The organism is Nitratireductor luteus (genome assembly GCF_026162365.1).
GTDB classification, from domain to species: domain Bacteria; phylum Pseudomonadota; class Alphaproteobacteria; order Rhizobiales; family Rhizobiaceae; genus Chelativorans; species Chelativorans luteus.
Genome location: NZ_JAOANW010000008.1, coordinates 312,965 through 339,037, shown reverse-complemented (window position 1 = coordinate 339,037; position 26,073 = coordinate 312,965). Strand labels below are relative to the sequence as shown.

26 protein-coding genes are annotated in these 26,073 nt (G+C 63.4%); 9 read left to right on the top strand and 17 right to left on the bottom strand.

Annotated features, from left to right (window positions below; all coding sequences use genetic code 11):
- Window positions 1–406 precede the first annotated feature (406 nt).
- The 6 genes from N1058_RS14060 (at window position 407) to N1058_RS14035 (ending at window position 5,830) form a co-directional block, all read left to right on the top strand.
- Complete coding sequence (locus N1058_RS14060; RefSeq protein ID WP_265518194.1) at window positions 407–1,156, top strand: peptidase inhibitor family I36 protein; 750 nt, start codon at window positions 407–409, stop codon at window positions 1,154–1,156.
- A 132-nt stretch (window positions 1,157–1,288) separates the two neighbouring features.
- On the top strand, window positions 1,289–2,641 hold the full coding sequence (locus N1058_RS14055; RefSeq protein ID WP_265518193.1) for an NAD(P)-dependent oxidoreductase: 1,353 nt from the start codon (window positions 1,289–1,291) through the stop codon (window positions 2,639–2,641).
- 11 nt (window positions 2,642–2,652) lie between these two features.
- On the top strand, window positions 2,653–3,963 hold the full coding sequence (preA, locus tag N1058_RS14050; protein WP_265518192.1) for an NAD-dependent dihydropyrimidine dehydrogenase subunit PreA: 1,311 nt from the start codon (window positions 2,653–2,655) through the stop codon (window positions 3,961–3,963).
- Window positions 3,964–4,390: 427 nt separating this feature from the next.
- Complete coding sequence (locus N1058_RS14045; protein ID WP_265518191.1) at window positions 4,391–4,882, top strand: RrF2 family transcriptional regulator; 492 nt, start codon at window positions 4,391–4,393, stop codon at window positions 4,880–4,882.
- A 30-nt stretch (window positions 4,883–4,912) separates the two neighbouring features.
- Entirely contained in the window at window positions 4,913–5,368 is a 456-nt protein-coding gene (locus N1058_RS14040) for a carboxymuconolactone decarboxylase family protein (protein ID WP_265518190.1), read from the top strand.
- A gap of 87 nt (window positions 5,369–5,455) precedes the next feature.
- Entirely contained in the window at window positions 5,456–5,830 is a 375-nt protein-coding gene (locus N1058_RS14035) for a DoxX family membrane protein (protein WP_265518189.1), read from the top strand.
- On the opposite strand, the gene N1058_RS14030 is transcribed toward N1058_RS14035, so the two are convergent.
- The 4 genes from N1058_RS14030 to paaI all read right to left on the bottom strand — a co-directional run bounded on the left by N1058_RS14030 (window position 5,820) and on the right by paaI (window position 9,221).
- The gene (locus tag N1058_RS14030) at window positions 5,820–6,710 is read right to left on the bottom strand and encodes a PaaX family transcriptional regulator (RefSeq protein ID WP_265518188.1); all 891 of its coding nucleotides are present in this window, start codon (window positions 6,708–6,710) and stop codon (window positions 5,820–5,822) included. The two genes, N1058_RS14035 and N1058_RS14030, sit on opposite strands and share 11 nt — an antisense overlap.
- Window positions 6,711–6,772: 62 nt before the next feature.
- Window positions 6,773–7,393, bottom strand: a complete 621-nt coding sequence (locus N1058_RS14025; protein WP_265518187.1) for a TetR/AcrR family transcriptional regulator — start codon at window positions 7,391–7,393, stop codon at window positions 6,773–6,775.
- Between the two features lie 49 nt (window positions 7,394–7,442).
- Window positions 7,443–8,753 carry a phenylacetate--CoA ligase PaaK gene (gene paaK / locus N1058_RS14020; RefSeq protein WP_265518186.1) on the bottom strand — a complete coding sequence of 437 codons (1,311 nt, stop codon included), beginning with the start codon at window positions 8,751–8,753 and terminating at the stop codon, window positions 7,443–7,445.
- Window positions 8,754–8,777: 24 nt separating this feature from the next.
- On the bottom strand, window positions 8,778–9,221 hold the full coding sequence (paaI, locus tag N1058_RS14015; protein ID WP_265518185.1) for a hydroxyphenylacetyl-CoA thioesterase PaaI: 444 nt from the start codon (window positions 9,219–9,221) through the stop codon (window positions 8,778–8,780).
- Between the two features lie 168 nt (window positions 9,222–9,389).
- On the opposite strand from paaI, the gene N1058_RS14010 reads away from it, so the two are divergent.
- Together N1058_RS14010 and paaZ are read left to right on the top strand one after the other, a co-directional pair.
- Window positions 9,390–10,628, top strand: coding sequence for a cytochrome P450 (locus tag N1058_RS14010; protein WP_265518184.1), 1,239 nt, complete (start codon window positions 9,390–9,392; stop codon window positions 10,626–10,628).
- Between the two features lie 31 nt (window positions 10,629–10,659).
- Window positions 10,660–12,687 (top strand): phenylacetic acid degradation bifunctional protein PaaZ, encoded by a 2,028-nt coding sequence (gene paaZ, locus N1058_RS14005; protein ID WP_265518183.1) that lies wholly within the window; start codon window positions 10,660–10,662, stop codon window positions 12,685–12,687.
- A gap of 3 nt (window positions 12,688–12,690) precedes the next feature.
- Here paaZ and N1058_RS14000 read toward each other — a convergent pair whose 3' ends face one another.
- Genes N1058_RS14000 through pobA form a run of 5 tightly spaced genes read right to left on the bottom strand, consistent with a single transcriptional unit; the run spans window position 12,691 to window position 16,751 of the window.
- Entirely contained in the window at window positions 12,691–13,755 is a 1,065-nt protein-coding gene (locus tag N1058_RS14000) for a 3-carboxy-cis,cis-muconate cycloisomerase (RefSeq protein ID WP_265518182.1), read from the bottom strand.
- Between the two features lie 45 nt (window positions 13,756–13,800).
- Window positions 13,801–14,397, bottom strand: a complete 597-nt coding sequence (pcaG, locus tag N1058_RS13995) for a protocatechuate 3,4-dioxygenase subunit alpha (RefSeq protein ID WP_265518181.1) — start codon at window positions 14,395–14,397, stop codon at window positions 13,801–13,803.
- Window positions 14,397–15,152, bottom strand: a complete 756-nt coding sequence (gene pcaH, locus N1058_RS13990) for a protocatechuate 3,4-dioxygenase subunit beta (RefSeq protein WP_265518180.1) — start codon at window positions 15,150–15,152, stop codon at window positions 14,397–14,399. Before pcaH ends, pcaG begins: the two co-directional genes overlap by 1 nt.
- On the bottom strand, window positions 15,149–15,559 hold the full coding sequence (gene pcaC, locus N1058_RS13985; protein WP_265518179.1) for a 4-carboxymuconolactone decarboxylase: 411 nt from the start codon (window positions 15,557–15,559) through the stop codon (window positions 15,149–15,151). Before pcaC ends, pcaH begins: the two co-directional genes overlap by 4 nt.
- A gap of 19 nt (window positions 15,560–15,578) precedes the next feature.
- Window positions 15,579–16,751 (bottom strand): 4-hydroxybenzoate 3-monooxygenase, encoded by a 1,173-nt coding sequence (gene pobA / locus N1058_RS13980; RefSeq protein WP_265518177.1) that lies wholly within the window; start codon window positions 16,749–16,751, stop codon window positions 15,579–15,581.
- Between the two features lie 740 nt (window positions 16,752–17,491).
- Here pobA and N1058_RS24235 point away from each other — a divergent pair.
- Window positions 17,492–17,764: a helix-turn-helix domain-containing protein gene (locus N1058_RS24235; protein WP_420847989.1), complete on the top strand. Its 273-nt coding sequence runs from the start codon at window positions 17,492–17,494 to the stop codon at window positions 17,762–17,764.
- A gap of 63 nt (window positions 17,765–17,827) precedes the next feature.
- On the opposite strand, the gene N1058_RS13970 is transcribed toward N1058_RS24235, so the two are convergent.
- Genes N1058_RS13970 through aptA form a run of 8 tightly spaced genes read right to left on the bottom strand, consistent with a single transcriptional unit; the run spans window position 17,828 to window position 25,916 of the window.
- A complete protein-coding gene (locus N1058_RS13970) occupies window positions 17,828–18,811 on the bottom strand; it encodes an ABC transporter substrate-binding protein (protein WP_420847985.1) in 984 nt (327 codons plus the stop codon).
- Between the two features lie 42 nt (window positions 18,812–18,853).
- A complete protein-coding gene (locus N1058_RS13965; protein WP_265518175.1) occupies window positions 18,854–19,714 on the bottom strand; it encodes an ABC transporter permease in 861 nt (286 codons plus the stop codon).
- Window positions 19,711–20,637: an ABC transporter permease gene (locus N1058_RS13960; RefSeq protein ID WP_265518174.1), complete on the bottom strand. Its 927-nt coding sequence runs from the start codon at window positions 20,635–20,637 to the stop codon at window positions 19,711–19,713. Before N1058_RS13960 ends, N1058_RS13965 begins: the two co-directional genes overlap by 4 nt.
- Window positions 20,638–20,691: 54 nt before the next feature.
- Window positions 20,692–21,483 carry an ABC transporter ATP-binding protein gene (locus tag N1058_RS13955; RefSeq protein ID WP_265518211.1) on the bottom strand — a complete coding sequence of 264 codons (792 nt, stop codon included), beginning with the start codon at window positions 21,481–21,483 and terminating at the stop codon, window positions 20,692–20,694.
- 49 nt (window positions 21,484–21,532) lie between these two features.
- Entirely contained in the window at window positions 21,533–22,984 is a 1,452-nt protein-coding gene (gene hydA / locus N1058_RS13950; protein WP_265518173.1) for a dihydropyrimidinase, read from the bottom strand.
- A gap of 51 nt (window positions 22,985–23,035) precedes the next feature.
- Window positions 23,036–24,286, bottom strand: coding sequence for a Zn-dependent hydrolase (locus tag N1058_RS13945; RefSeq protein WP_265518172.1), 1,251 nt, complete (start codon window positions 24,284–24,286; stop codon window positions 23,036–23,038).
- A gap of 14 nt (window positions 24,287–24,300) precedes the next feature.
- Entirely contained in the window at window positions 24,301–24,588 is a 288-nt protein-coding gene (locus N1058_RS13940) for a cupin domain-containing protein (protein ID WP_265518171.1), read from the bottom strand.
- A complete protein-coding gene (aptA, locus tag N1058_RS13935) occupies window positions 24,588–25,916 on the bottom strand; it encodes an omega-aminotransferase AptA (protein ID WP_265518170.1) in 1,329 nt (442 codons plus the stop codon). Before aptA ends, N1058_RS13940 begins: the two co-directional genes overlap by 1 nt.
- Between the last annotated feature and the right edge of the window lie 157 nt (window positions 25,917–26,073).

Genomic DNA, 26,073 nt, shown 5'->3' with positions numbered 1-26,073 from the left:
CGCTGCGTCCCGAACGCCACGTCACCAACTCCATCGCCACCATCAGGATTAGGCTCGCCCACGCCTTGGCGCGGCGGCTGCCACGATGTCCATGCTGCCAAAACAGTTTTATGACACAGTAAGACTAACGGGGCGGTCGTTTTCGTTCGACGGTACTCCAACATTTGACCGATTGATAAAATCGAAGTTGCGCTAGCCTCTCGACAGGGACGCGGTGGAGCTCGGCCCGGGCCGCAAAGATGCGATAGCGTCCTATCAATTCTACCAGGCGCTACGTGCCCCGCGTATGTGAGCGGCCAGGGCTTGAATAGAATTGTCGGCGATAACGCTGACATCGAATTTGTCTGGCGGTGTGCGCGTCGATGCCTCATTGGTTCGGCGGGCATATATCGTGTGGAGCTATTTCATGAGCTATTTGATTCCGCTGCGCCGACTTGCGGTCCTTGCGGCAGTCCTGGCTGCCACCATTGGCTGCCTCAATGCCGCCGAGGCGGCGCCCGCCGTCTGGCAAGGCGATCGACCGCAGGCGCTGAATGTCACCTTTGCCGCGCCCGGTGACGTCTGCTTCTTCGAGCATCGCGGCTTCCAGGGGCGCTACTTCTGCGCACGGACGGGGCAGGCATCGCGGCTGGTAAGCCGGGACTGGAACGACCGCGTCTCCTCCATCAGCGTGGGGCGGGGAGCCCGAGTTGTCGTCTGCGAGCACCGCGATTTCGGCGGCTGGTGCGACGAGTATCGCGACGATGTCGTGGAACTGTTCGGGAACCGGAACGACGCCATCTCTTCCTTCCGCATCGACGGCAGGCGGCCTGGTGGTGGCAGGCCGGATTGGGAAGGTCCCGGCTGGGGCGGTGGCCCAGGTTGGAACGACGGGTGGGACGGATACCGTCCGCGGCCCCCGCGCAGCCAGGTCTGTTTCTATGAGCACAGGGATTTCCGTGGGGCGAGCTTCTGTGCCAGGCCCGGTGAAGCAAGCTGGCTCGTGCCGCCTGCCTGGAATGATCGCATTTCTTCGATCCGGATCACTGGCTGGACGGGCGTCGCCGTTTGCGAACACAAAAACTTCGGCGGTTGGTGCACCGAATACAATCGTGACGTGCCCTATGTCGGCGATCAGCGCAACGACCAGATTTCCTCGTTCCAGGTCTTCCGCTGACGCCCAGGCGTCTTGTTTGCCCACGGCCGCCCCTGGTGGCGGTTTTTCCCGGCTTCGCAAAAATTTTGACCGATTGATAAAAAATTAAAGTTGCGCTAGCCTTTCCCCAACAAGAAGAGCAAGGGGAACGGAATGACTGATCGTCAATATGCTGACGGTATCGTGCCGGGGCGCCTTTCGCCTGAGCACTATTCGCACAATTTCGCGGATCTGCATCCGCCGCTGGACCGGCATGAAGCGCTGGTCGAGGCCGACCGGTGCTACTTCTGCTACGACGCGCCCTGCATGCACGCATGCCCGACCTCCATCGACATACCGCTGTTCATCCGAGAAATTGCTACCGGCAATGCGCTGGGCGCGGCGAAGACCATCTTCGACCAGAACATTCTCGGCGGCATGTGCGCCCGCGTGTGCCCGACGGAGACGCTTTGCGAGGAAGTCTGCGTGCGCGAGGAGGCGGAGGGCAAGCCCGTCAAGATCGGGCAGTTGCAGCGCTTCGCCACCGACGCGGCGATGATGGCGGGCAAGCAGTTCTACGAAAGAGGAGCGCCAACAGGCAAGCGCGTGGCTGTGGTGGGTGCGGGGCCGGCGGGCCTTGCATGCGCACATCGCCTGGCCATGTACGGCCACGACGTCACGATCTATGAGGCGCGGCCCAAGGCGGGCGGGCTGAACGAGTACGGTATCGCCGCCTATAAGACGCCGCAGGATTTTGCCCAGCACGAGGTGGATTATGTAACGGCCATCGGCGGAGTGGAGATCGTCAACGGCAAGGCGCTGGGGCGGGATTTTTCGCTGAGCCAGCTCGCGGCCGAACACGACGCCGTCTTCCTCGGCATGGGGCTGGCGGGCGTCAACGCCTTGCGGGCGGAAGGCGAGGAGGCTGATGGCGTCGGCAACGCCGTCGATTATATCGCCACGCTGCGGCAGGCGAAGGACCTTTCGGAACTGCCGATAGGCCGCCGCGTCGTCGTCGTCGGCGGCGGCATGACCGCGATCGACGCCGCCATACAGTCGCGACTCTTGGGGGCCGAGGAAGTGACCATCTGCTACCGCCGCGGGCGCGAGCACATGAACGCATCGGTGTACGAACAGGACCTGGCGGCGTCCAAGGGCGTCATCATCAGGCATTGGCTGCTGCCGAAGCGGGTGAATGCGGAGGACGGCAAGGTGACAGGCATTGAGCTCGAATATACGCGGCTTGCCGATGGCCGGCTCGAGGGGACCGGCGAGACGCTGACGCTCAAAGCTGACCAGGTGTTCAAGGCGATCGGTCAATCCTTCGAGGCCGGGGCGCTCAATGGAAGCGGCGCCGCAATCGCGCTCGAGGGTGGCCGCATAAGGATCGATGGCGAAGGTCGCACATCGCTGCCGAAAGTCTGGGCTGGGGGCGACTGCATCGCCGGCGGCGACGATCTGACCGTATCCGCGGTCGCGCAGGGGCGCGACGCGGCGGAGAGCATCCATCAAGCATTGATGGGCTGAGGAGCAAACCCATGGCCGACATTCGCAGCAATTTTCTCGGAATCAAATCGCCCAATCCCTTCTGGCTGGCGTCCGCGCCGCCCACGGACAAGGCCTACAATGTCGAGCGTGCCTTCAAGGCGGGCTGGGGCGGCGTGGTTTGGAAGACGCTGGGTGAGGAGGGGCCTCCCGTCGTCAATGTCAACGGTCCGCGTTACGGCGCGATCTGGGGCGCAGACAGGCGGCTTCTGGGGCTCAACAATATCGAGCTCATCACCGACCGGGACCTTTACGTGAACCTGCGCGAGATCAAGCAGGTCAAGAAAAACTGGCCCGACCGGGCGCTTGTCGTCTCATTGATGGTGCCGTGCGAGGAGGAGGCCTGGAAGGCTATCCTGCCGCTGGTCGAGGAGACGGAGGCCGACGGCATAGAACTTAATTTCGGCTGTCCGCACGGCATGAGCGAGCGCGGCATGGGCTCGGCCGTGGGCCAGGTGCCTGAATATGTCGAGATGGTGGTGCGCTGGTGCAAACAAAATACGCGCATGCCCGTCATCACCAAGCTGACCCCGAATATCACCGATGTGCGCAAACCAGCCCGGGCGGCGTATGCGGGCGGCACGGACGCGGTGTCGCTGATCAACACGATCAACTCCATCACCGCCGTCAATCTCGATACTTTCGCGCCTGAACCCACCATCGACGGCAAGGGCTCTCATGGCGGCTATTGCGGGCCGGCGGTCAAGCCGATCGCCATGCACATGGTGGCCGATATCGCTCGCGATTCGGAGACGGCGGGGCTGCCGATCTCGGCGATCGGCGGCATCACCACCTGGCGGGATGCGGCGGAGTTCCTGGCGCTGGGAGCCGGAACGGTGCAGGTGTGCACTGCGGCGATGACCTATGGGTTCAAGATCGTCGAGGAGATGGCTGCCGGGCTGTCCAACTGGATGGACGCGAAGGGCCATGCCACGCTGGACGACATCATCGGCCGGGCCACACCCAATGTGACGGACTGGCAGTATCTCAACCTCAACTACGTCACCAAGGCGCGAATCGACCAGGATCTGTGCATCAAATGCGGGCGCTGCCATATCGCCTGCGAGGACACTTCGCACCAGGCGATCACGGCGACGGTGAACGGCGTTCGCCGATTTGAGGTGATCGAGGAGGAGTGTGTAGGCTGCAATCTCTGCGTCAATGTATGTCCCGTTGAGGACTGCATCGACATGGTTTCGCTGGCCGCCGGTGCACTGGACAAGCGCACGGGTCAGCCGGTATCGGCCGATTATGCGAACTGGACGATGCATCCCAACAACCCCATGAAGGCTGCTGCGGAGTAGGGGCTGGAGTAAGGGTGACCGCTTGCTACTTCGCCAAGGCGTCTGCGTTTGCGCGGGCGCCTTTTTCGTATGGGTGATGCGAGCGGTGGCAGATGGACGGTGCGAATGATTGGCCGTTCAGGCATGGATCCTCGGCTCAAGGCCGAGGATGACGAAGGCGGGGAGGTTGGTTCCAGTCATCAACGCCGGCGATTGGCCAAATCCCTCAAAGGTCCGTCATCCTCGGGCCCGACCCGAGGATCCATGCCTGAACGGTAAAGACACGCTCCCGGGGCGTCCCTTGCTTCTGTCAGGACAATTTACGGACAAGCATCTGATCTGTCTTCCGTTTCTGGAGAGCGTGGCGCAGCTTGTCAGCAGGAATGGCCATCCTCATTGAAGATACAGAATATCCAGGATATATTTTATCCGCGAATGAGGTGAAGCCATGAAACTCGGCGAGGGCGTCGAAGCCGCAATCCATTGCGCCACATTGCTTGCGGGCCTCGAGGAGGGCCGCACGCTGCCGGCTTCGGCGCTGGCCGAATATCATGGGCTTTCGCCGAGCTATCTGCTCAAGCACCTGAAGGTGCTGGCGGCGGCGGGGGTGTTCGAGTCGGTTTCCGGCCCGCATGGCGGCTACCGGCTGGCGAAATCGCCGGGGCGTATCAGCCTGCTGGACATAGTGATCGCCATCGAGGGTCCGCGGCCGGCATTTCGTTGCGCCGAAATCAGGCAGCGCGGGCCTGGTGCGCTGGAGCCTTCGGCTTATCGAAAGCCCTGCGGCATCAATGCCGCTATGCTGCGGGCCGAGAAGGCGTGGCGCGACGAACTCGCCAAAACACGCCTTTCAGACGTGATCGCCGGCTATCAGGCGGATGCCGATCCGCGCGCCATCGAGTTCGGCTGCGCCTTTGTCGCGCGCCATCAAAGACCCTGAATTTTCACAAACCAACGGAAAGGAATGACGATGCAACCGCGTCTCAACTACTGGAAAGCTGCGCCCGAGATCCTCAAGCCCGTCGTCGCGCTGAACGAAGCCGTGGAGCAATCGGGGTTGGAGAAGAACCTCCTGCATCTCATCAAGCTGCGGGCATCGCAGATCAATGGCTGCTCATTCTGCGTGGACATGCACAGCCGGGAGGCCCGGCGCGACGGGGAGAGCGAGCAGCGCCTCTATTTGGTCGCCGCCTGGCGCGAATCGCCGCTTTTCACCGACCGGGAGCGCGCCGCGTTCGAATGGACGGAGGCGGTGACGAAGCTTTCGAACGGACCGGTGGAGGATGCGCTATTCGCGCATGCGCGCGAGCATTTCTCGGAGGAGGAACTGGTCAAGCTGACGGTCGCCGTGTCGATGATCAACATCTGGAACAGGCTCTGCGTCTCCTTCCGCACGATCCATCCCGTGGAAGCAATCGCGGCATGACCTCATGCCGGCATCTGACAAGCAGTCATCGTAAAGCAACCGGGCCCGACGAGCCGAATACGGGGCATTCGCGACAGGAGATACGACGTGCTGGAAAACACTGAAACGATCGCAGCGCTGGGGCGGTTGCTGATAGGCGGCGCCTTCGTGGTTGCGGGCGTGCGCAATATCAGGGCGTTCGCGTTTCTGACGGAGATCGTTCGAAAGACGGGATTGCCCGTGCCTACCTTGTGTCTCGCAGTCGCCATTGCCACGCAAATTGCGGGCGGGGCGGCCTTTGCGGCGGGCATTGGGCTCGGCCCCGCCGTCGCTGCGCTCTGCGTCTTCATGGTATTGGCTACGGTGCTGTTCCATAATTTCTGGTCGTTCCAGGGGCCGGAGCGCGTGGAGCACGTTAACGCCTTCATCGGAAACAGCATGATAACGGGCGGTCTGCTGTTGGGTTTTGCGGCTACGGTTTGATGTCGCAGAAGCGGGCGGCGAAGGCTGCCCGCTTCGTTTGGGCGGGCAGGCCCGCCTCGTCCAGCCAGCGCTCGCTGTTTGCGACCAGCTTACCATAGATGCCGGCGACCATTGCACGGGCTTCCTCGCCGGGCCAGTTGCGGGGCAGGAGCGCGGCAGGCAGGCCGGGATCGCGCAGCACGATGCGGCGCCAGTCGTGAATGAGCAAGGTGCGGGCAGCCATTGCGTCCAACGCAGGCGGCGGGGAGGATTGTTCCAGCTCGAAGGCGTAAGGCATCCACGATTTCAGAAGATCGCGATAGGCATTGGCGATGTCCTGTGACGGCCACAGGTTGCGCAACTGCTCGGGATGCTCGGCGCTCGAACCGCGGATGACGAGCATGTCCGAAAGGACTTCCCGCAGGCCGTTCTGTTCGGGCAGTGCGCGAGGGCAGAGAAAGATGTTGTCGGCCAGTTTCAGAAAGCCGTTCTCTGTGAGTTCCGCGGCGGCGTTCGCGGCTGGGCTGGCGGTGGCGATGGCGACGGTCCAGGAGCCGTCCCAGGCTGGCGGGCCGGCGGCGTAGATGCGCCGGGTGGCGAGGTCGAAGGCGTGGCGGCCGCGCGCATCGAGCCGGAAATAGGAATTGCGGCCCCGCCGCTCCCGCTCGACCCAGTGGTCGGCGGCGAGGCGCGACATGGCGGTGCGCACGGCGCCGGCTTCGATGCCGAGCCGGGTCATGACATCCTGGATCAGCGCCAGCGGCGCTTCGCCGCCGCGCGGCAGGATGGCGTCGCCGAACAGCGTGATGACCAGCGACCAGACCCGCAGGCGGCCACGGCCATGCAGACGTGCGATGAGTGCTTCGAGAGCTGCGGCTGCGCGATCGCTGGATACGTCCATGCCATGCTCATGCCACGGCGGAGAGGGGTGGGCAAGGTGTTCGTCGGGTGCCGCCGCCTTTGTCAATCGTGCTTGACGAGCCGCGCCCGATCAAGCGTGGTGACGCCGCTGACCAGCATGTGGGTGGCCAGGCGGGCATAGTCCCGCCGCGATATGCCGCGCCCGTCGCGGAACCACATGTAGAACCAGTTCAGCATGCCGAACAGGCTCATGGTAACGGGTTTGAGAAGTGCGGACCTGTCGAACGCGGCCGGATTCAGCTTGTGCACGGCGTGGGCGAACATCCCCACCAGCCGGCGTTCCATCGCCTTGAGCTCATCCTGCTCGGCCTCCGGCAGGAGGCGCAGGCCCGAAAGCTGCACGCGATGTTCGTCGTCTGCGTCGCGATAGGCTTCCAGAAGGGCCGTGACCAGCGCTTCCAGCCGCTCGTCGGGCGCGAGGTCCTCATCGTCGGCTGCCTCCACCGCCTCCACCAGGGCTTCCAGATGATTGGCGATGATGTCGTAGAGCAGCGCTTCCTTGGAATTGTAGTAGTGGTACAGAAGGGCCTTGGAGACGCCGAGTTCGCCGGCGAGCTGGGCCATCGAGGCGCGGTCGTAGCCATCACGCGCGAAGACGCTGGCCGCGCCATGCAGGATGGCGTCGCGCTTGTCGTCGTAGTCCTTGGCGCGCGTGCGGGCCATCAGAATGCACCGCATTCGAGGGGCAGCGCCGACTTTGAAAACATCCTCTTCACCCTTTCCGCCGGTTGTCGACGATGCGCACGGCCTTGCCTTGGCTGCGGGCGACGCCGCCGGGCGGCGTTGCGTTGACGCGCACGGTGACACCGATGACGTCTTTGATGCGGTCGCAGAGCTGGCGGCAGGCGGCGGCGCGGAGCTCTTCCGCGATCTCGGCCGAAAGTGTCTCCACATGAACGGTCATGGCATCCATGCGGCCTTCCTGGGTCAGCTCGATCTGGAAATGGGGCGCCAGGCCGTCGACGGTCAGGATCTGTTCTTCGATCTGCGTGGGGAACACATTGACGCCGCGCAGGATCATCATGTCGTCGGAGCGGCCGGTGATCTTTTCCATGCGGCGCATGGAGCGCGCGGTGCCTGGAAGAAGGCGCGTCAGGTCGCGCGTGCGATAGCGGATGATGGGGAAGGCTTCCTTGGTGAGCGAGGTGAAGACGAGTTCGCCCTTTTCGCCATCGGGCAGGGGCTCTCCGGTCTCCGGGTCGATGATCTCGGGATAGAAATGATCCTCCCAGATGTGCAGGCCGTCCTTTGTTTCCACGCACTCATTGGCCACGCCCGGCCCCATCACTTCCGAAAGGCCGTAAATGTCCACGGCATGCATGTCGAAGGCTTGCTCGATCTCCTGGCGCATGGCGTTGGTCCATGGTTCGGCTCCGAAGATGCCGATCTGGAGCGGGCTCTGGCGGGGATCGCGTCCCTGCGCGTGGTATTCGTCCAGGATCGAGAGCATGTAGGAGGGCGTGACCATGATCGTGCTGGCGCCGAAATCCTCGATCAGTGTCACCTGACGCGCCGTCATGCCGCCGGAGACGGGCACCACCGTGCAGCCGAGGCGCTCGGCGCCGTAATGCGCCCCAAGGCCGCCGGTGAAAAGCCCGTAACCATAGGCGATATGAACGATGTCGCCGGGCCGGGTGCCCGAAGCGCGCATAGAGCGCGCCACGCAGTCCGCCCACACGTTGATGTCGTTGGCCGTGTAACCGACGACCGTGGGCTTTCCGGTGGTGCCGGAGGAGGCGTGGACGCGCACCACCTTTTCGCGCGGCACGGCGAACATGCCGAAAGGATAATTATCGCGCAGGTCCGTCTTGACCGTGAAAGGGAATTTGGAAAGATCGGATAGCTGCTTCAGATCGTCGGGATGGACGCCGGCGTCATCGAAGCTCTTTCGATAATGCGGGACATTCTCATAGGCGTGCTTGACCGACCATTTAAGCCGCACGAGCTGCAGCGCGGCGATCTCGTCGCGCGAGGCGGTCTCGATCGGGTCGAGTTCTTCCTTCCTGGGTGTCAGATCTTTCATGGTTCCTCCCAACAGGCGCAGACCCTAACTGTCCTGAAAATGCTGCCCGGCGATCTGCCGTGAATTGCCGCGGAATTCGGCGATCAGTCTTCCGTCCTGATCGGTCACGCTCACATCATAGATACCGGAGCGCCCGAAGCGGGCGACTTCGCGGGCTTCAGCCGTCAACCGGTCGCCGAGACGTCCGGGAGCGACATAGGTGACGGAGTTCTGCTGGGCGACCACAATCTGGTTGTAGGAGTTGCAGGCAAAGGCGAAGGCCGAGTCGGCAAGGGTGAAGATGAAGCCGCCGTGGCAGATGTCGTGGCCATTGGTGTGATGTTCTTGCACCGTCATCGACAGGGTGGCGGTGCCCGGTCCGACCGCATCGAGCGTGGCGCCGAGCCATTTCGAAGCGTCATCGCGCGCCCACATGGCGGCGGCGCTCTTTTCGGCGATCTCCTGTGGGGACAGTTGCAAACCCTCCATCTACGCTTCTCCCAAGCGACTGGTGTGTGGAAAGAGTTGCATAAACCGGCCGGTCGGTCAATAATGCTTTGAATGTTGGGCGCGGGCACACCCGCTCGAACTTTGTTCGAACTCTTGCTTGGATGGGGCAGCCATTTCCAAAGGAAATAGCTGCCCGGGAGGAAAAGAATGGCTCAGATGGCTGAAAACGCCGCGCGGTACAGCGCGGCGATGGCAGAAGGCTTCGAACTGACGCGGCTGCCGGCCGGTTTCGTGGACGACCCGTTTCCCTGGTATCACGCCTTGCTGGAACACGCCCCGGTGAAGCGCTTCGGCGATGGCTCGGTAATGCTTTCGCGCCACGAGGACCTGGACCGCATCTACCGCGACACCAAGACCTTCTCGTCCGACAAGAAGAAGGAGTTCCTGCCGAAGTTCGGCGATACGCCGCTTTACGAACATCACACGACGAGCCTCGTCTTCAACGATCCGCCGCTGCATACCCGCGTGCGCAAGATCATGATGGGGGCGCTGACGCCGCGCGCGCTTGCCGCGCTGGAGCCGGGTCTGGTAGCGCTTGTCGACGATCTTCTAGACCGGATGGAAGACAAGGGCGAGGTCGATCTGATCGAGGATTTCGCCGCGGCCATACCGGTCGAGGTAATCGGCAACATGTTCGCCATACCGCATGAGGAACGCGGGCCGCTGCGCGATTGGTCGCTGGCCATTCTGGGAGCGCTGGAACCTGTGTTGACCGAGGAGCAGCACCAGCGCGGCAACATCTCCGTGACGGAGTTCAAGGCATTCCTGAAGGGCATCGCCGACGACCGGCGTCGCAATCCAGGCGATCCGGCGACCGATGTTCTGACGCGGCTCATCAGCGGCAATGAGGGGGAGGGGTTGAGCGAGGTGGAACTGCTGCAAAACTGCATCTTCATCCTCAACGCCGGACACGAGACCACCACCAACCTTATAGGTAATGGCCTCAATGCCCTTCTGGACTGGCCGGAGGAAAAGCGGCGGCTGGAGGCAGAGCCGGAGCTTATCAACAGCGCGGTCGATGAGTTCCTGCGCTTCCAGAGCCCCAACCAGCTCGGCAACCGGATGGCGGTGGAACCGGTCGAGTTCCATGGGCAGATGATCGAGCCCGGCACGCCGATCCATTTGTGCATCGGCGCGGCGAACCGCGACCCCCGGCAGTTCGAAGACCCCGACCGCCTGGATATCGGGCGCAAACCGAACAAGCACCTGGCATTCGCCGGTGGTCCTCATCTGTGCGCCGGCTTTTCACTGGCGCGGATGGAGGGGCGCATCGGCATCTCGCGCTTTCTGGAACGGTTCCCGAACTATCGGCTGACAGGCGCGCCGAAACGCACGGGGCGGGTGCGCTTCCGGGGCTTCGCTCATCTTCCGGCGCGGGTGGCGTAGCGCCGTTCAGATTTCTTGAAAGGAATTCGACGTGTCCATTATCCCTTTGAACAGCTTCGCGCGCGACGAATGGATTGCGCCTTCCGGCGATACGAGCGATCTGAAAAGCGCAGTCGATGGCCGTGTGGTCGCCAGGATCGGCGGGCGGCTCGACTATGCGGCCATGGGCGATCACGCCCGCAATGTGGGCGGGCCGGCGCTGAGGGCGATGACCTTCCACGACCGCGCGCATATTCTCAAGGCGCTGGCCCAGTATCTCAACGAGCGGCGCGAGGCGCTGTACGAGCTGTCTTACGACACTGGCGCGACCAAGGCCGATTCGCTGATCGACATCGATGGCGGCATCGGCACGCTGTTCGTCTTCTCCTCCAAGGGCCGGCGTGAACTGCCGGACGACCGGATATTCGTGGATGGGGCGGTCGAGCCGCTTTCGCGCTCCGGCGGTTTTATCGGCCAGCATGTGGCGACGCCGCTGCGGGGCGTGGCCGTGCACATCAATGCGTTCAACTTCCCGGTATGGGGCATGCTCGAAAAGCTTGCGCCGACATTCCTCGCCGGCGTGCCCAGCATCATAAAACCGGCCTCGGCGACCGCCTTCCTGGCAGAAGCCTGTTTCCGGATGATCGTGGAATCCGGATTGCTGCCGGAAGGCTCGGTGCAGTTCATTGCCGGCTCGACCGGCGATCTGCTCGACAGGCTCGGCGGGCAGGACGTGGTGTCGTTCACCGGCTCGGCATCGACGGCGTCCATGCTGCGGTCGAACACCAACATCCTTGCCCATTCCGTGCGCTTCATTGCCGAGCAGGATTCGCTCAATGCTTCGATCCTGGGACCGGACGCGGAGCCGGGCTCGCCGGAATTCGATGCGTTCATTCGCGAGGTTCACCGCGAAATCACCGCCAAGGCGGGGCAGAAATGCACCGCCATCCGCCGTATCCTGGTGCCTGCGGACTGGCATGAGGCGACGGTCGACGCCTTGTTCGCGAAGCTGGAAAAGACCGTCGTCGGCGATCCGCGGCTGGCCGAGACGCGGATGGGAGCGCTGGCGAGCCTGGCGCAAAGAACGGATGTGCTGGAGAAGGTCGAGCTCTTGTCGTCCGAGGCCCGGCGCGTCTTCGGCGATGTCCGCAGCTTTAAGGCGCATGGAGCGGATGCGCAGGCCGGCGCCTTCGTGCCTCCCATGCTCTTTGCTTGCGACGATCCGGACGGCGCAAGCCGGCTGCATTCGGTCGAAGCCTTCGGTCCGGTATCGACGATCATGCCTTATCGCGACCTCGACCATGCATTGGCGCTGGCCAATCGCGGGGAGGGCTCGCTGGTGGCCTCGGTCTTTACCCATGACCCGCAGGTGGCGCGGCAGGTCGTGCTCGGCTCGGGCGCGTTCCATGGCAGGCTCTATTTCGCCAATCGCGACACGGGCAAGGAAGCGACGGGCCACGGCTCTCCGCTTCCCCATCTCGTGCATGGCGGGCCGGGACGGGCCGGCGGCGGCGAGGAAATGGGCGGCATTCGCGGCGTGATGCACTATATGCAGCGCACGGCGATCCAGGGCAGCCCGGATATCATCGCGGGTGTGACGGGGCGCTATGTCGCGGGCGCTTCAACGGCAGAGGAAGAACCGCATCCCTTCCGCCTCCGCTTCGGGGAACTGGAGCCCGGCCGCACCCTGTGGGCCGGCCCGCGCCCGGTCACGCTCGAGGACATCGAGCACTTTGCCGCTTTCACCGGCGACAATTTCTACGCCCATATGGACGAGGAAGCCGCTGCCGCCAACCCGTTTTTCCCTGGGCGCGTGGCGCACGGCTATCTGATCCTGTCCTTTGCCGCCGGCATGTTCGTCGATCCTGCGCCGGGGCCGGTGCTGGCCAATTACGGGCTGGACAATCTGCGCTTCCTGAAGCCTGTGGAGCCGGGCGCGAGCCTGAAGGTCCGCCTGACGGTCAAGCAGAAGACGCGCCGCAACGAGGAATATGGCGAAGTGCGCTGGGACGTGGGCGTCTACGACCAGGAGGGCGATCAGGTGGCGGCCTACGAACTGCTGACGATGAATGCGATGTGATCATCACTGCTTCCGTGCTGCAAAGGTGATGCTGGAGGCAAGCTCGGTACCTGCTCGCAAAGCGGCGTCCGTGGCCATCACCATTTGCGGCAGCAGCATCCATTCCAGCGTCCAGGCGGCGCCGGAGCGTTCGTTCTCGTGAACGAGCCCATGGTGCATCCCGGGCAGGAGCGTCGCGTTGAAGCGAGCGAGCGAGACGAGTATCTCGGCCTGGACCGGGTTTTTCTTGTGCGGCATGGCGGACGAGCCGCCGCCGGTGGTGAGGCTGATTTCCGCCATCTCGGTTTGCGCCATGAGCGCAACGTCCTGCCCGAACTTTCCGAGGCTTCCGGTTACAAGTGACAAAAGGGCGGCGAATTCGGCGATGCCGTCGCGCTCGGAATGCCGCGCATGGGGAACGAGATTGAGGTCGAGGGCCTTGGCCATCCGGGCGGCGACCGCCGGCCCCTTGCCCCCGAGTTTGTCGCGCGTGCCGGCGGCGCCGCCCAGATGCAGGATTTCGATCTCCGGTCGCAGCCTTTCGAGGCGGGCACGGTGGCGCTCGAGCGGGTCGCGCCAGGAGTGAATCTTGCGCGCGGCGGGAACGGGGATGGCAGCCTGCATCCTCGTATGCGCCATCACCTCTACCGCGCCGTCGCGCGTCTCCAGAGCGGCGAGCCGACCAACGAGTTCGTTGATACCGTAGACGAGATGGTCACAGGCTTTCTTGAGCCTCAAGGCCAGGCTGGTGTCGATGGCGTCCTGGCTCGTCGCGCCGTAGTGAAGGTGCGGACGCTGGTCGGCCGGCAGCAGGTTACGCAGGCCCTCGAGGAGGGCCGGGACGACCACCCCGTCCCGTCCGGTACCGGTGCGCAGCTTTTCCAGGTCGGGAACATACTCCACCGTCGCCCGCTTGATGGCGTCGGCTGCCTTCAGAGGGATCAGCCCCTCGGCCGCTTCAGCTTTCGCCAGGGCAGCCTCGAAGCGCAACATCGCGGCGATGTCTTCCTCGGCAGTGAAGAGCGGCCCGGTGGACGAGCCGCCCAGGAGGCCGCCGAGAAAAGGATGGTCGAAGGGCGAGGCGCTCATGGATACCGGGATTCCTGCAAAGCATTCATCGGCATGTTCGCACGATCAGATGTCGAAAAACACCGTTTCGTTCTCACCTTGCAGGTAGATGTCGAAAGTGTAGGCATCGCCGGCTCTCCGGGCGATCAGCGTGTCGGCGCGGGCCCTGTGCTCGATGCGGGACAGGACCGGGTCTTCCGCGTTGGCTTCGGCCTCGTCGGAGAAGTAAAGCCGCGTCTGCAGGCCTATATTGATGCCGCGTGCGACGATCCAGAGGTTTGCATGTGGCGCCTGAATGCGGCCATCGGCGAAAGGCACGCGGCCGGGCTTGATCGTTTCGAACCGGTATTCACCGGTTTGCATATCGGTCGCGCAGCGACCCCAGCCCGTGAAATTCGAATCGGCATGGCCGCGCGGCTCGTAAGGTGAATTGTAGAGCCCCAAATGGTCGGCCTGCCAAATCTCCACAACGGCATCCTTGATTACGCCGCCCTGGCCGTCGATGATGCGACCCTCGATGACGATGCGCTCGCCCGGCGTCTTGTCGTTCACGAGGGTCTTGCCCGCGTCTTCGGGGAAGATGCCCGTGATCTCGGCGAAATTGGGCGTCAGGCCGATATGCACATAGGGACCGGCGGTCTGGGACGGTGTTTCCTTCAGCATCAGTTGCCCTCCATGCGGTTTTCAAAGGGGGTGGAGCGGCGGCCGCGCAGCACGATATCGAAGCGGTAGGCCAGCGAATCCATCGGCTCGGAATTGTCCATGTCGAGATGGGCCACGAGCTGCGCGACGGCCTTTTCGTCGGCGATCGTGTTGAGGATCGGGCAGCGCGGGATCAAAGGATCGCCCTCGAAATAGAGCTGGGTTATCAGGCGCTGGACGAAGCCGGTGCCGAATATGGAAAGGTGGATGTGGGCGGGCCGCCAGTCGTTGGGACCGTTCGGCCAGGGATAGGGGCCGGGCCTTATGGTGCGGAATGCATAGTGGCCGTCGGCATCGGTGATGACACGACCGCAGCCGCCGAAATTTGGATCGAGGGGCGCGATATAGCCTTCCTTCTTGTGGCGGTATCGCCCGCCGGCATTGGCCTGCCATATCTCGACCAGCGCGTTCGGCACAGGCTTGCCGCGCTCGTCCAGCACCTTGCCGTGCACGATGATGCGCTCGCCGATGGCGCTTTCGCCGGCGCGCGCGAAATTGTGGATCAGATCGTGGTCGAGGAGGCCCAGCATGTCATGGCCGAAGGCGGGGCCTGTCGTTTCCGACAGCGTGTTGGGAAAGGCGATCAGCGGTTTTTGCGGCGCGCGGAAGACGGTGGATTTGTAGCCCGGCGCAAAGGCCGGGGGATGCCAGTTGCGGTCGCGCGTGAAAAAGGTGCCCGTTTCGGGAGCCTGATTGCTTTGGGGTATGGTCTTCAACTTTGTTCCTCCCGCATTTCCTTGAGCACGCGCTTGGCGATCTTGATGGCATGGTTGGCCGCCGGCACGCCGGCGTAGATCGCCACATGCATCAGTGCCTCACATATGTCGTCCTCGCTCGCGCCCGTGTTGGCCGTGGCGCGCAGATGCATCTCCAGTTCCTCATGATGGCCAAGCGCGGCCAGGAGCGCGATGGTGACCATCGAGCGCTCGCGCTTCGTCCAATGCGGCCGCGACCACAGATGCCCCCAGGCGGCCTCGGTGATAAGATTCTGAAAGGGTTCATCGAAAGCGGTCTTGTTGGCTTCGGCGCGATCTACCCATTCGTCGCCCAGGACGGCGCGGCGTGTGGCCATGCCTTCGCTGTGTCGTGAGGGGCTGTGCCGTGATGGCTTGTCGTTCGTCATTTCTCCTCCGGCGTTCTTATCAATAGGGCAGGCCGACATAGTTTTCAGCAAGCACGGTAAGGGCGGCTTGCGAGTGGAACAGATAGTCGAGTTCGGCATGCTGGATCTTCTGGCCGAAGGGACCTTGTTCGGGGAAGCGGTGCATGGTGTTGGTCATCCACCAGGAAAAGCGCTCCGCCTTCCACACGCGGGACAGCGCCTTTTGCGAATAGGCATCGATGCCGGCAGTCGATTTCTGCAGATAATATTCGCGAATCCCGTCAAACAGATAGCGCACGTCGCTGGCAGCAAGGTTCAAGCCCTTGGCGCCGGTGGGCGGCACGATATGGGCGGCGTCGCCGGCGAGGAACAGACGGCCGAAACGCATGGGCTCGGCGACGAAAGAGCGTAATGGAGCGATGGATTTTTCAAGCGACGGGCCTGCCGTGACGGCCTCCGCCGTGCCTTCCGGCAGGCGGCGGCGCAACTCGTCCCAGAAGCGCTGGTCGGGCCACTCCTCCACACGCTCGTCCGCCTCCACCTGCACGTAGTAGCGGCTGCGGGTGGTAGAACGCATGGAACAGAGCGCGAAGCCGCGCTCGTGATTGGCGTAGATCAGCTCTCGGTTGACCGGCGGCACGTCGGCGATGATGCCCAGCCAGCCGAAAGGATAGATCCGCTCGAAGGTCTCGATAGCGCCTTCGGGAATGGATTTGCGGGCAATGCCGTGATAGCCGTCGCAGCCCGCGATGAAATCGCAATCGATGCGCTTTTCCTGGCCGCCCTTTTCGAAGGTGAGGTAGGGGCGGTCGCGGTCGAAATCATGCGGCAGCACATTGGCTGCCTGATAGATCGAGACACCGCCGGTAGCCGCACGCTTGTCCATCAGGTCGCGGGTGACTTCGGTCTGGCCGTAGACGATAACCCTTTTCCCGCCGGTCAGACCGAAAAGATCCACGCGGTGGCGGCGGTTGTCGAAGGCAAGATCAATACCTTCGTGAGGCAGGCCTTCGGCGCGCATACGCTCTCCCGCGCCCGCCTCGTCCAGGAGGCCGGCCATGCCTTCCTCCAGCACGCCGGCCCGGATGCGGCCCAGCACATGCTCTTTGCTGGCGCGCTCCACAATGACGTTGTCTATGCCTGCATTGGTCAGCAGCTGGCCCAGCAGTAGGCCGGCCGGACCCGAGCCGATGATGGCAATTTTGGTGCGCACGCGGCCTGTTTCCTCCCAGATGTGCTGCTGCCTTCCGAGAGTGTCCCTCATGGCACGACGGCACAATGGACAAAAAGGGCGTCGGATTGCACTATCCGATCATTATGGACGGCGGAAAGCATATGAAAGAAGTGCCGAATTTCCGGCTTTATGAGCCGAGGACAGGGGAAGGGCAGGATTTCTGGCTGCATAGTGAAACACTGCCTGCTCGCAGCCGCCTGCACAATTGGGAGATCGCGCTGCATCGGCACGAGGGGCTTTTCCAGCTCTTCCTGGTGCAGGCGGGCGAGGGCGAGCTCCTGGGGAGGGGCGGCGAAGCGGAGGCCTTCCAGGCACCGTCGATCCTGTACATTGCACCGGGCCGGGCGCATGGTTTCCGCTTCTCGCAAAACGCCGACGGCTTTGTCGTCACAGGGGTGGCCGACCGGCTCAAGCCGGTGATGGCCGCCGATGCCGCCATGGCCGATTACCTGTCTGCCAGCCGAGTCCTTACGATCGAAACCGATGAGGGGCGAAGAGCGGCGTCGCTGGTGGAGGCGATCCATGGGGAACTCCAAAGCCGCGCCGTGGCTGGGGGGCAGCTTCTGCTCGATGTGCTGGTGACGGAAGTGCTGTTGCGGGTGGCGAGAGCCGGCGCGCAGAGCGCCTTGCGCGGCGAACCGGCGGGCGCGGTCGGTGTGCGGGGGCGCATTGCGACATTGCAGGATTTGATCGCTGCCCACTGCCGCCAGCACCTTCCCGTGTCCTTCTACGCGCAGAAGCTGGGCGTTTCACCGGCCCATCTCAACCGCCTATGCCGCAAGGCGGCTGGGTCCAGCGTCCAGGAACTGGCCGCGCGCCATCTGCTGCGGGCAGCCTGCCGCGACCTCGTTTTCACGCCCACGCCGGTGCAGACGATAGCCTATTCGCTTGGGTTCCAGGATCCGGCCTATTTCAACCGCTTCTTCAAGCGGCATATGGGGCAGACGCCGGGCATGTTTCGCGCCGCCGAGCGCGAACGGCTGGCGGGGTAAGGTGCGAAGGTGCGGCGTGGCTGGTTTGCAGGGGGCGGTGGCCCGCCCCCTGATGGCATTCGGTCACATCGCCTTTTCGGTTATCACGTGGGTGAAGGCGCCCTCGGGCTCCTTGGTGATGACCGGATCGGAGCCGCCCTGGAGCAGGGTTTCGACCGTGCGCTTGTACGCAGCTTCGTCGAGCGTGGCGTCGTCGCCCAGAAGCTTTGCGATCTCGCCCATCATGCGCTTCTGGTGCTTTTCGGTCTGGGCGCCGGTGGCGTCGTTGTCGAGCACGATCATGGCGGCTTCGTCGGGATTGTCCCTGGCCCACTCCCAGCCCTTCATGGAGGCTTTGACGAAACGGGTCATCTTGTCGACGAACTCGGGATCGTCGAGCTTGTCCTCCAGAACGTAGAGGCCGTCTTCCAACGTGTCGACGCCCTGTTCGGTATAGCTGAAGACGACCAGATCGTCGGTGGTCAGACCGGCATCGATGATCTGCCAGTATTCGTTGTAGGTCATGGCGGTGATGCAGTCGGCTTGCTTCTGCAGCAGCGGGTCGACGTTGAAGCCGATCTTCTGCACCGTCACGCCGTTTTCTGAGCCGTCGCGCGGAAGCCCGAGCTTGGACAGCCAGCTATAGAGCGGGTATTCGTTGCCGAAGAACCAGGTGCCGAGGGTCTTGCCCTTGAAGTCCTCCGGCTTTTCTATGCCGGTCTCCTTGCGGCACACCATGGTCAGGCCCGAGCGGGCGAAGGGCTGGGCGATGTTGACCACCGGCACGCCCTTTTCACGGGCTGCCAGCGCGGAAGGCATCCAGTCGACCATCACATCCGCGCCGCCGCCGGCCAGAACCTGAACGGGCGCGATATCGGGGCCGCCCGGCTTGATCTCGACATTCAGGTCTTCTTCTTCATAGAAACCCTTGTCTGCTGCAACGTAGTAACCGGCGAACTGTGCCTGGGTGACCCATTTAAGCTGCAGGGTCACGTCGTCGGCGGCCATTGCCTGCGACAGGCCGAGCGCCGTCGCACCGGCCGTCAAACTCATCATCAGTCGTTTCATTTTCTGCTTCCCTCTGAAGTTGGGCCGCTTTGCGCGGCCTTGTTATCCCCCGCGGATGGACGGATGCCAGAATGTCACGGCGCGCTCGGTCAGCGCGACCAGCCCGTAGAACAGCGAGCCGGCCAGGGCGGCGACAGCGATCTCCGCCCAAACCATGTCGAGGTTCATCCGTCCGACCTCGGTGGAAATCCGGAAACCCATGCCGGTGATGGGCGTGCCGAAAAACTCCGCCACGATAGCTCCGATCAGCGCCAGAGTGGAGTTGATTTTCAGCGCGTTGAATATGAAGGGCGCGGCGGCCGGCAGGCGCAGCTTGAACAGCGTTTGGCCGTAGCTGGCGGCATAGGTCCGCATCAAATCCCTGTCGATGGCGCTGGACGAGGCCAGGCCCTGCACCGTGTTCACCAGCATGGGAAAGAAGGTCATGATGATGACGACCGCCGCCTTGGATGGCCAATCGAAACCGAACCACATGACCATGATGGGGGCGACGCCGATGATGGGCAGGGCAGAGACGAAATTGCCGAGCGGCAGCAGGCCGCGCTGCAGGAACGGAGAGCGGTCAATAGCGATAGCCACCAGGAAACCGGACCCGCAGCCGATCACGTAGCCTATGAGCACAGCCTTCAGGAATGTCTGCTGGAAGTCGGCCCACAGGATGGGAACGGCGCTGACAAGCCGCGCCCAGATTGCCGAGGGCGGCGGCAGGAGCACCGGCGAAATGTCGAAGCCCCGAACCGCGCCTTCCCATACGACCAGCAATGTGATGCCGAAGATGGCCGGAACCAGCAGGCCCAGCGCTCGTTTTGCCGCGGGCGAGCGCGGCTCCAGCCGGGAAAGCCTCTCGTTGAGCGCCCAGGCGCCGGCCCAGAAGGCGAGTGCGCCTGCAATCGTCCAGTTCACGAGCGTCCTCCCATCCTTGCCAGCGCCAGGCGCTGCGCAACGCCGACGATGCCGACGAGCACGGCTGCGAGTGCTGCGGCCATGAACAGGGCGGACCATATCTGGACCGTCTGCCCATAATAGGATCCCGCCAGCAACCGTGCGCCGAGGCCGGATACCGCCCCGGTCGGCAATTCGCCGACGATGGCGCCGACGAGGCTGATGGCGACAGCGACCTTCATCGAGGTGAAGAGATAGGGCAGGGCGGCCGGCCAGCGCAGCTTGAAAAAGGTCTGCCTTCCGCTGGCATTATAGGTGCGCATGAGATCGAGCTGGATCGCTTCGGGACTGCGGAAGCCCTTCACCATGCCCACGACTATGGGAAAGAAGGACAGATAGGTCGAGATCAGCGCCTTGGGCAGCAGGCCGGAAAGGCCGATGGCATTCAGCACCACGATGATCATGGGGGCGATGGCCAGGATGGGGATCGTCTGGCTGGCGATGACCCAGGGCATCACCGACTTGTCCATCGCCCGGTTATGGACGATGCCGACCGCAAGGAGAATGCCGAGGGCCGTGCCCAGCCCAAAACCCAGAAGCGTCGAAGAGAGCGTGATCCATGCATGATAGAAGAGATTGCGCTTCGAGGTGAGGCGCGTGCCCACGGTGGTCTGCCAGATTTCCGCGACGACCTGATGCGGCGAGGGCAGGACGGGGCGCTCCTGCGCCATCGTATCGCGGACAAGGTCGGTCGCGGTCCACTCGGTGCCGGCGCGTTCATAGGCGTCGATCTGCCATGGCGCGTTCAGATAGACGGTGAAGGCGTACCAGATGGCCAGAAGGGCCGCGAGAACGATAAGGATGGGCAGCGTCTTGCCTTGGGCGAGGCGGCGGTGGAGAGGAGAGGCGCTCGTTGAGGGGACCGTGCCGGCAATCGCGGTCATGGCGCGGACCTCCGGCGCTGATGACCTTCGACAGCCAGCCGTGCTTTTCCCATCTCAATCATCGGCATGCCCCGCCCGCAGTCCCTCGCGCACCCGGTGCGCCACCTCCAGGAACTCCGGCGTCTCGCGTATGTCGAGCGGGCGTTCCTTCGGCAGAGGCGACTCGATGACATCGGTAACGCGACCGGGCCTCGGCGACATGACGACGATGCGGGTCGACAGATAGACGGCTTCGGGAATGGAGTGGGTGACGAAGCAGATGGTCTTGGTCGTGCGCGCCCAAAGCTGCAGGAGCTGTTCGTTGAGGTGGTCGCGTACGATCTCGTCCAGTGCGCCGAAGGGCTCGTCCATCAGGAGGAGATCGGCGTCGAAGGCAAGCGCGCGGGCGATCGATGCGCGCTGCTGCATGCCGCCGGAAAGCTGCCAGGGGAACTTGCGCTCGAAGCCGGTCAGGTTGACGAGGTCGAGCGTGCGGGCGACACGTTCCCTCCGCTCGGCCCGCGAATAGCCCATGATCTCCAGCGGCAGCGCGACGTTCTTTTCGATCGTCCGCCAGGGAAAGAGGCCGGCGGCCTGGAAGACATAACCATAGGCGCGGGCGCGGCGAGCTTCCTCGGGGCTCATGCCGTTGACGCTGATCGCGCCTTCGGTCGGTTGCTCCAGATCTGCGATGACGCGCAGGAACGTGGTCTTGCCGCAGCCCGAGGGGCCGATGAAGGAGACGAACTCGCCCCTGGCGACGGAAAGGTCGACATTGGAAAGGGCCTGAACCGGGCCGTCATTGGTATGGAAGGTGAGGCCGAGGCCGCGCGCCTCGACGACTTTCTGGCCAGGCTGTGGAGAAATTGCGTGCTGGCGGATGGCGGGCTCGGCGTTCACTGTATCGTTTCTCCGATCATACGCCGCTTGCCGGAATGCCCGTGCGCTCCACTTTGCGTGGGGCGGTCACCTGTTTCCATTGCGACAATGCCTTGTTGACCGCCATGTGCGGTTCGCGGGCGACGAATTGGCCGTGGCCGGGCTTCGGCTGGACCTTCCCGTTATCGACCACGATCTCGCCGCGCGACAGGACCGTCTTCGGCAGGCCCTTCACCTTGATGCCCTCGAACACATTGTAGTCGATGGCCGATTGCTGGTCTTTGGCGGAAATGGTCTTTTCCGCTTCTGGGTCCCAGACGACGATGTCGGCATCCGCGCCTTCGACGATGGCGCCTTTTTGCGGATACATATTGAGGATCTTGGCGATGTTGGTGGAGGTGACGGCGACGAACTCGTTCATCGTCAGCCGGCCGGTGTTGACGCCATAGGTCCACAGCAAGGGCATGCGGTCTTCGAGCCCGCCGGTGCCGTTGGGGATCTTGGTGAAATCGCCGACGCCGAAGCGCTTCTGCTCGGTGGTGAAGGCGCAGTGGTCGGTGGCCACCACCTGGAGCGAGCCCGCCTGCAGGCCAGCCCACAGCGAATCCTGGTGCTGCTTGTTGCGGAAGGGCGGGCTCATGACGCGGCGGGCGGCATGGTCCCACTCGGGATGCGCGTATTCGCTCTCGTCGAGCACCAGATGCTGTATCAGCGGCTCGCCGAAGACGCGCATTCCCTTCTGTCGGGCGCGGCGAATGGCTTCGTGTGCCTGCTCGCAGGAGGTGTGAACGACATAGAGCGGCGTGCCGGCCATGTCGGCGATCATGATGGCGCGGTTGGTGGCCTCGCCCTCCACCTCGGGCGGGCGGGAATAGGCGTGCGCCTCCGGCCCGTTATTGCCTTCTTCCAGAAGCCTGGCCTGGAGCCCTGCCACCACGTCTCCGTTTTCAGCATGGACGAGGGGCAGCGCGCCGAGCTCGGCGCAGCGCTGGAAGGACGCGTACATCTCGTCGTCATCCACCATCAGCGCGCCCTTGTAGGCCATGAAATGCTTGAACGAGGTGATGCCCTTCTCCACCACCTGCGGCATCTCGTTGAAGACCTGCTCGCTCCACCAGGTGATCGCCATATGGAAGGAATAGTCGCAGGTGGCACGGGTGGACTTGTTGTCCCACATCTGGATGGCTTCCAGCAGAGACTGGCCGGGCGAGGGCAGACAGAAATCCACGACCATGGTGGTTCCGCCGGAGACGGCCGCGCGCGTGCCGCTTTCGAAATCGTCGGTGGAATAGGTGCCCATGAAGGGCATCTCCAGATGCGTGTGCGGGTCGATGCCGCCCGGCATGACATAGCAGCCGGTCGCATCGATCTGATGATCGGCGTGGAGGTCCGGCCCGATGGCGAATATCTTCTCGTCCTTGATCAGGACGTCCGCCTTCCAGGTGCGGTCGGCGGTCACGATGGTTCCGTTCTTGATGACCTTGGACATGGGTTCCCCTTTATTGATTTGTCCGCCGTTCGTGTCTTGCCTGAGATCAGATCACTCCACAATCTCCGCCGTCTCGACCACCGCATGAAACAGCACGTCGGCGCCGGCCTGTGCCCATTCCTTGGAGATTTCCTCCGCCTCGTTGTGGCTTAGCCCGTCGACGCAGGGGCACATGACCATTGCGGTGGGGGCGACGCGGTTGATCCAGCAGGCGTCGTGGCCGGCGCCCGAGACGAGGTCGCGGTGGCTGTAACCGAGACGCTCGGCCGCGTCGCGGACGGCCTTCACGCAGTCCTTGTCGAAGGTCACGGGAGCGAAATGGCCCACCGGCTCGACTTCGAAGGATATGTCCAGCGCCTCGCAGATGGTGGCGATGCCGGCCTCGATGCGGGCGCGCATTTCGTCGAGCACCTTTTCATGGGGCGAGCGGATGTCGATGGTGAAGACTGCCTTGCCGGGGATGACGTTGCGCGAATTGGGATGGATTTCGACATGGCCGATGGCGCCGACCGCCTCGGGCTGATAGTCCATCGCCACCTCGTGCACCAGTTCGGTGACGCGCGCCATGCCGAGCCCGGCATTGCGGCGCTTGGGCATCGGCGTGGAACCGGTGTGGCTTTCCTTGCCGGTGAGCGTGACCTGCAGCCACCACAGTCCCTGGCCGTGGGTGACGACGCCGATGTCGATATCCTCATCCTCGAGGATCGGTCCCTGCTCGATATGCAGCTCGAAAAAGGCCTTCATCTTGCGCTGGCCGACCTTTTCGTCGCCCTTCCAGCCAATGCGCTCCAACTCGTCGCCGAAGCGCTTGCCGTGGGCGTCGGTGCGGTCGTAGGCCCATTCCAGGTCGTGCATGCCCGCGAACACGCCGGAGGCCAGCATGGCGGGGGCGAAGCGCGTGCCTTCCTCATTGGTCCAGTTGGTGACGACGATGGGGTGCTTCGTCCTGATGCCGAGGTCGTTCAGCGTGCGGACGATCTCGAGCCCGCCAAGCACGCCCAGCACGCCGTCATATTTGCCGCCGGTGGGCTGGGTATCGAGATGCGACCCGACATAAACTGGAAGGGCGTCCGGATCGGCGCCCTCACGATAGGCGAACATGGTGCCCATCTCGTCGAGCCCCATTTCAAGGCCCGCTTCCTCGCACCACTTCTTGAAGAGATGGCGGCCTTCGCCATCTTCGTCGGTCAGCGTCTGGCGGTTGTTGCCGCCGGCCACACCGGGGCCGATCTTCGCCATCTCCATGATCGTATCCCAGAGACGGTCGGCGTTGATCCTCAAATTTTCGCCCGGTGCGGCCATGTTGGAAACTCCCCCTATTTCAATTCGACTTCCACAAAACTCATGGGCCGATCGCCGGCATTGACGACGTTGTGCTCCACGCCCTCCGAGCGGCGATAGCTGATGCCGGCCGGCATGTCGACGCGGCGGCTTTCGCCGCCCGGTTCCTCCAGCAGGAAGGAGCAGGGCGTTACCGTGGTGATGACGTAATCCATGCCGTGCCGGTGCCAGCCGGTTTCAGCGCCTGGCGGGAAATCCCAGCGGGTGACGCGTACCCGCGTGTCGTCGACCTGGACTTCGTGGGCGGCCTGGGCGCGTGCCATCACTCGACCTCCGTCAGCACGGTCCTCAGACAATCGACGATTTCGTCGATCTGGCCCTTTTCGATGATGAGAGGCGGCGAAAGAGCGATGATGTCGCCGGTGGTGCGGATGAGCACGCCTTTCTCGAACGCCTTGAGAAAAGCTGAGAATGCACGCTTCGTCGGTTGGCCCGCCATCGGCTCCAGCTCGACCGCGCCGACAAGGCCGATATTGCGTATATCGATCACATGAGGCGCATCCTTGAGCGAATGGAGCGCGTCTTCCCAATATTTGCCGAGTTCGGCACCACGGGTCAGAAGCCCTTCCTCCTGATAGGTCTCCAGCGTCGCTATGCCGGCGGCGCACGCGATCGGATTTCCCGAATAGGTGTAGCCGTGGAAGAATTCTATCAGGTGCTCCGGCCCGCTCATGAAGGCGTCGTGGATTTCCTTCTTCACAAACACCGCGCCCATGGGGATGACGCCGTTGGTGACGCCCTTGGCCGTGGTCATGATGTCCGGAACGACGTCGAAATAATCGGCGCCGAACGGCGTGCCGAGGCGGCCGAAACCGGTGATGACCTCGTCGAAGATCAGGAGGATGCCATGTTTGTCGCAGATCTCGCGCAAGCGCTTCAAATAGCCCTTGGGCGGAATGAGCACGCCCGTGGAGCCGGCGACGGGCTCGACGATGACCGCGGCGACGGTCGAGGCGTCGTGCAGGGTGACGATGCGCTCCAGCTCGTCGGCAAGGTCACCGCCATGCTCCGGCTCGCCGCGCGTGAAGGCGTTTTTGCCTGGAATATGCGTGTGGGGCATATGGTCGACGCCGGTCAGAAGCGTGCCGAACATCTTCCGGTTGGCGACGATGCCGCCCACCGAAATGCCGCCGAAATTGACGCCGTGATAGCCGCGCTCGCGGCCGATGAGGCGGAAACGGGAGCCGTTGCCCTTGGCCCGGTGATAGGCGAGTGCGATCTTCAGCGCCGTCTCCACCGATTCCGAACCGGAATTGGTGAAGAAAACGTGGTCCATGCCCTGCGGGGCCATGGAGACCAGCCGGTTGGCGAAATCGAAGACGATCGGATGCCCCATCTGGAAGGCGGGGGCATAGTCGAGCTCGGCCGCCTGCGTCTGGATCGCTTCGGTGATCTTCGGCCTGCAATGACCCGCATTGACGCACCAGAGCCCTGCCGTGCCGTCCAGTACCTTGCGGCCGTCGTCGGTCGTGTAGTGCATGTCCCGTGCGGATACGAGCATCCGCGGCGTCTGCTTGAACTGCCTGTTTGCCGTGAACGGCATCCAGAACGCGCTCAGATCGTTCGGCTTCAGATTGAGCCGGTTTGACATGACAAAACCTCCAAAATGTTCCCCATGGCCGTCTTGTCCGGGCCTTGCTGAGCGCCGCCTTGGATTTCGTCAGGCGATTGTGCTACGCAATTTTTTGACCGTTTGGACAAACGTTAACACCGCCAGACAGGCGGTCAAGGAGATTGTAGGCAAAGCC

Bases quoted from the DNA above. Each gene is read 5' to 3' on its own strand.
- N1058_RS14060 (WP_265518194.1), top strand. From the start codon at position 407: ATGAGCTATTTGATTCCGCTGCGCCGACTTGCGGTCCTTGCGGCAGTC.
- N1058_RS14055 (WP_265518193.1), top strand. From the start codon at position 1,289: ATGACTGATCGTCAATATGCTGACGGTATCGTGCCGGGGCGCCTTTCG.
- preA (WP_265518192.1), top strand. From the start codon at position 2,653: ATGGCCGACATTCGCAGCAATTTTCTCGGAATCAAATCGCCCAATCCC.
- N1058_RS14045 (WP_265518191.1), top strand. From the start codon at position 4,391: ATGAAACTCGGCGAGGGCGTCGAAGCCGCAATCCATTGCGCCACATTG.
- N1058_RS14040 (WP_265518190.1), top strand. From the start codon at position 4,913: ATGCAACCGCGTCTCAACTACTGGAAAGCTGCGCCCGAGATCCTCAAG.
- N1058_RS14030 (WP_265518188.1), bottom strand. From the start codon at position 6,710: ATGGACGTATCCAGCGATCGCGCAGCCGCAGCTCTCGAAGCACTCATC.
- N1058_RS14025 (WP_265518187.1), bottom strand. From the start codon at position 7,393: ATGGCCCGCACGCGCGCCAAGGACTACGACGACAAGCGCGACGCCATC.
- paaK (WP_265518186.1), bottom strand. From the start codon at position 8,753: ATGAAAGATCTGACACCCAGGAAGGAAGAACTCGACCCGATCGAGACC.
- paaI (WP_265518185.1), bottom strand. From the start codon at position 9,221: ATGGAGGGTTTGCAACTGTCCCCACAGGAGATCGCCGAAAAGAGCGCC.
- N1058_RS14010 (WP_265518184.1), top strand. From the start codon at position 9,390: ATGGCTCAGATGGCTGAAAACGCCGCGCGGTACAGCGCGGCGATGGCA.
- N1058_RS14000 (WP_265518182.1), bottom strand. From the start codon at position 13,755: ATGAGCGCCTCGCCCTTCGACCATCCTTTTCTCGGCGGCCTCCTGGGC.
- pcaG (WP_265518181.1), bottom strand. From the start codon at position 14,397: ATGCTGAAGGAAACACCGTCCCAGACCGCCGGTCCCTATGTGCATATC.
- pcaC (WP_265518179.1), bottom strand. From the start codon at position 15,559: ATGACGAACGACAAGCCATCACGGCACAGCCCCTCACGACACAGCGAA.
- N1058_RS13970 (WP_420847985.1), bottom strand. From the start codon at position 18,811: ATGAAACGACTGATGATGAGTTTGACGGCCGGTGCGACGGCGCTCGGC.
- N1058_RS13960 (WP_265518174.1), bottom strand. From the start codon at position 20,637: ATGACCGCGATTGCCGGCACGGTCCCCTCAACGAGCGCCTCTCCTCTC.
- hydA (WP_265518173.1), bottom strand. From the start codon at position 22,984: ATGTCCAAGGTCATCAAGAACGGAACCATCGTGACCGCCGACCGCACC.
- N1058_RS13945 (WP_265518172.1), bottom strand. From the start codon at position 24,286: ATGGCCGCACCGGGCGAAAATTTGAGGATCAACGCCGACCGTCTCTGG.
- N1058_RS13940 (WP_265518171.1), bottom strand. From the start codon at position 24,588: ATGGCACGCGCCCAGGCCGCCCACGAAGTCCAGGTCGACGACACGCGG.
- aptA (WP_265518170.1), bottom strand. From the start codon at position 25,916: ATGTCAAACCGGCTCAATCTGAAGCCGAACGATCTGAGCGCGTTCTGG.